The sequence below is a fragment of the Caballeronia arationis genome (assembly GCF_001544975.2).
Classification (GTDB): domain Bacteria; phylum Pseudomonadota; class Gammaproteobacteria; order Burkholderiales; family Burkholderiaceae; genus Caballeronia; species Caballeronia arationis.
Map to the genome: position 1 here is coordinate 1 of NZ_FCOG02000281.1, position 4,001 is coordinate 4,001.

Below are 4,001 nucleotides of genomic sequence, written 5' to 3' on the forward strand. Positions count from 1 at the left end.
CTTTGCAGCGCAGCTTCCGCACCGCTGAGAAGGCCGTTAACACCTGGTGCGATCAGGTCAAAATCGCCGCGTAGAAACTTGACTCGACTGCTACAAGATCAATTCAGTCAAGGAATCTAGAGCCGGACATCGGACGACAGTGAACCGCAACGCCGATGTCAAGATTGGTCTATAACGAAAACGCGGCGGCTCTCCCTCGATCAGCCAAAGCGATATTAAGCCGACGGCGATTCGTCCGTATAGCTCTAACGGTGCTTGACATCAGGAGACAGCCATGCAACGGAAGATTTTTGTCCTCGGCCTGCTAGCTATTATGTCAGTCGCCGGACCGTCCAGTTACGCGCAGACCCAGCCGGCGAGCGAGGCGCAGCCTGCGGCGAGCGCTGTCAATCAGGGATCGATTCAGGCACTCAAGGCTATGGGCGCATATTTGCAAACGTTGAAGCGCTTTCGGGTTTCAAACGAACTGAGCGCCGAGCGAGTTCTGCAGGACGGTCAAAAGCTGCAGCACACGGCGACGGCAGATCTGGATGTCGTTCGTCCACACAGGCTGCACGTGGTGATGCATAGCCCGCGCTCCACGCGCGAACTCTTCTACGACGGAAAGACCGTCACCCTCTATACACCATTACAAAAGTATTACTCATCGGTCGAATTTGCCGGCACGAACGGTGAGCTGATCGACAGATTGCGAGTGAAGTACGGCATGGAAGTGCCATTGGCGGATCTCTTTGTCTGGGGTACCGATGCTGCGCCCCTCGACAAGATTGAATCTGCGATGAATGCCGGCCAGGACTTTATCGGAAACGATCTTTGTGACCATTACGCGTTCCGTCAGGGCGATATCGACTGGCAGATCTGGATATCCGCTGGAGGAAAGCCCCTGCCGCGCAAGATCGTCATAACCAATCGAGCCGACGATGCCCGCCCACAATCGGTCTCCCTGTTGCAATGGGATTTGAAGCCGGAATTCACAGACTCGGTTTTCACGTTCGTGCCGCCCAAAGGCTCTACCAAGATAGAGATCGTGCCGGTGAAAGCAAAGTAAAGGAGATCCAACATGAAGAAATCACTCAGCCAGTTGCAATGGGTGCCACTGGCCACGCTCGTCTTCGCCAACTTCGCTTTAGCACCCATCGCAGAGGCGCAAGGTCGTGGAGGCGGCGGTGGCGCGCGCGCCCAATCGGCTGGTGCTAACAACAGACAGAATGTTCAGGTTAACAACAGCAGGGCCGACGCGCGCACGAACAATGTCCGAAGCACCAGTGTCAACAACGTAAACAACAACGTAAATGTCAACAGGAATACCAATGTGAATGTTCAAGCAAATGGAAATGGAGGTTGGGACAACGACTACCATCCAGTCGCGACTGCGGTCGCGGTTGGCGCGACCGTTGCGGTGACTTCTGCGGTGATTGGCTCCATGACCCGAACCGTGCCGGCAAATTGTGTTCCGATCAACTATGGGGGAATGGTCTACCAGCAATGTGGCAGCACCTGGTACCAACCCCAAGGCTCACAATACGTAGTAGTGAATCCTCCGTATTAATGCTCTTTGCCCGATGCGCATTTTATGGACGCATTGCTGCGGGCGATCTCAGTTTGTACCGTATGGCAGAATTCAGCTGATCATCCACAACGGGCTACGGCGCGTTCCGGTGTCAGTCATTCTCGACCAACAAGCCTTGCCACGGCGTCTTCGGGCGTTCGGATTGGGGACCGTTTTCGGCCGGCTTGCGCGGCTTCGATGGGGCGATCGCGCGTAACCGCGATGCTCAGGAGCGGTCGCTGCAAACTGACTGAGTTCGAGAGATTGAGAGCCGCGGGTATGGCCGATCATGCGACGAGAGTGATCGGCGTGTGAACGTCGGCTGCCTGGGCGGAACGGCCGTTTGAACGTCCGCAGTCGCACGCCCGCGAACTTTGCAGGAGATGGCCGAGACCCGTCTCGGTCGAAAACCGCACCTCTTCGCGTTACAAAACGCAAATGCGCTCGGCTGATGTCTATTCCGGAAGGACCTTTATGGTCAGCCATACAGTTGATCGTCGAGCTGCATCGGCGCGCGTCGACGCCATGCCCCACAGCCTCAGTGTGCCATTGAACGTTACGCCCATATGCAGTTCGGGTGAGACGAGGGGGTCGGTGTACGCCATTGGACAGATTTGGCGGTCATTGTTCGCGGGTGGCATCTGGCTGTTGAAGTCGACAACAATGTAGGCGAGGGCCGACATCTCGCCCGGGGTCTCGGTCTGGAAATCGCCCTCGAGAAGACGGCTGACCGGGTGGCCTACGGGAACCGCTTGCCGTAGTAGGGACCCGGAAGATGTCGCAGTGTAGAAATACCCACACTGGACCTCGCGAATGCTGCCACCCAGTGTCAAGTTGCCCACGCCCTGCGGGGTGCCGGCATACAGTTTGACCAAAAACGCGTGAGCGCCGATTACCGCCGTTGAAAAGTCGCCCGGAAACAATCCCGACGGGCTCAAGACCGGTTGCGAAGAGCTGGGAGTCAAGTCCAGCACCTCCCAGCTGAGGTGCGGCGACGTCAGCGAGTCTGTTGTCGCCGAAGGAACCGAAATATTCGGCGCTGCGACTCCGGCGTTCAGACTGGTACCCGGACCGCCACAGCTAGCCAGAAAAACCGTTCCAAGGGAAAGAATCCATGCAAGCCGTGACAGTGACAGGGCCCCTCCATTCAACTGCACCTTCCACTCATAGAAAGCACGCATCCTGAAGTTATAGACGGCGCACTGATGCCTGACAAGTTCACTCCCGTGCGTTCCTCGATGGATGTTGCCGCCGGCGCCGAAATGAATCAGTTGCCGACAACGTCGCTGCTCCGGGCGACGAGTTCGCGAATGCCGCCTGTTCTATGATGAGATTGACATAGAGACGGTTCAAGTGAAACTAGGCATCCGGATCGAAATGGGTTAGCGACAACAGTGTAGGGACAAAAATGCTGCCCCTGCAGTAACAAAATCAATGACTTACGCGAGAAAGTGTCGAACTCGGGGGGCAGAGCCGACATTCGAACTACCGTGTGAACGCGTGGGGCAACCGCTGTAGCTGGAAGCGAGGCGCCGCACGTCCCTGCTCTTACTCCAATCGAACGGCTGGCCATGCGGCGACACGTGTTGCACGGGCGGGAAGATGGTAACGGCGCGGGGCCGTCAGCGTACTCTAAACGGCGTTAGCCCTGGCTAACCGAGCCGTGTGAAAGCGGTATCGTGAAGAAGTTATCGAACGCTAGGCTCATCCGGGAAACGCTCGTTCATGAGATCGGCTCGGCCGCTGACCTGCCCGACACCTACCGATTGTTGCGCGTGGAGGTCGGTGAGCGAGTCAAGATCGCCGAGTTGGGAGAGGGCGCACTGCCCGAAGACTGGCGCGAAAATCCGTCCTGGACACAGGCTTCTGGCAGCGAATGGCTTCCGGGAGGCGCCACCGCGTTACTAAGTTGCCCAGCGCTGTTTTGCCCTTCGCGTTCAACTACATTCTGAACGCGCTACACGAAGACGCGACCGATATCAGCTTAAGCATGGTCATCGATGTGCGTCATGACCCGCGGATCCCGCGCCTGTTGACACGGGCTTAGTTCCATCCGATGAGATAACGAGTCTCGATTCCTCACCTACATACTGCATAGGTTCTCTTGATTTCCTCCACAAGAGGCAAGCCGTTCTACCTGTTGTCTGCGGTCCAGCTATTCGATCCACGGGTACCTGGTCGCGAATGGGCAGCCTGCCGCAGGCGAGGCAATTGCGGGACAAACATCGGTCGATTGTTACACAGTGTGCGGATGACGGAAAATGGAAAATCGACATCATCCCAAGTGCGTCGGCTTACCTGAAGGTTGGTTGCCCTTTTTCATGGCGGCGACCAAGTCCTTTGCCCCCGAGCCCCAGCGTGAAACGACTTTGACTGCGTCCGTGAATGGCACGTCCAGCGGGTGTACGCGCTGACGGTCGAGAACGAAGACGGCCCCCGCAAACGGTGTTGG

4 protein-coding genes are annotated in these 4,001 nt (G+C 57.1%); 3 read left to right on the top strand and 1 reads right to left on the bottom strand.

All coding sequences use genetic code 11. From position 1 onward, the window contains the following. The first annotated feature begins 274 nt into the window (after nt 1-274). Both AWB81_RS40920 and AWB81_RS40925 read left to right on the top strand, forming a co-directional pair. Nucleotides 275-1,048: a DUF2092 domain-containing protein gene (locus AWB81_RS40920; protein ID WP_062644128.1), complete on the top strand. Its 774-nt coding sequence runs from the start codon at nt 275-277 to the stop codon at nt 1,046-1,048. Between the two features lie 12 nt (nt 1,049-1,060). Beyond that, on the top strand, nt 1,061-1,549 hold the full coding sequence (locus AWB81_RS40925) for a hypothetical protein (RefSeq protein WP_087135571.1): 489 nt from the start codon (nt 1,061-1,063) through the stop codon (nt 1,547-1,549). Between the two features lie 455 nt (nt 1,550-2,004). On the opposite strand, the gene AWB81_RS40930 is transcribed toward AWB81_RS40925, so the two are convergent. After that, complete coding sequence (locus AWB81_RS40930) at nt 2,005-2,730, bottom strand: hypothetical protein (RefSeq protein WP_143753514.1); 726 nt, start codon at nt 2,728-2,730, stop codon at nt 2,005-2,007. A 498-nt stretch (nt 2,731-3,228) separates the two neighbouring features. Here AWB81_RS40930 and AWB81_RS45425 point away from each other — a divergent pair, with 498 nt between their 5' ends. Further along, nucleotides 3,229-3,501, top strand: a complete 273-nt coding sequence (locus AWB81_RS45425; RefSeq protein WP_144444346.1) for a hypothetical protein — start codon at nt 3,229-3,231, stop codon at nt 3,499-3,501. Nucleotides 3,502-4,001: the final 500 nt, after the last annotated feature.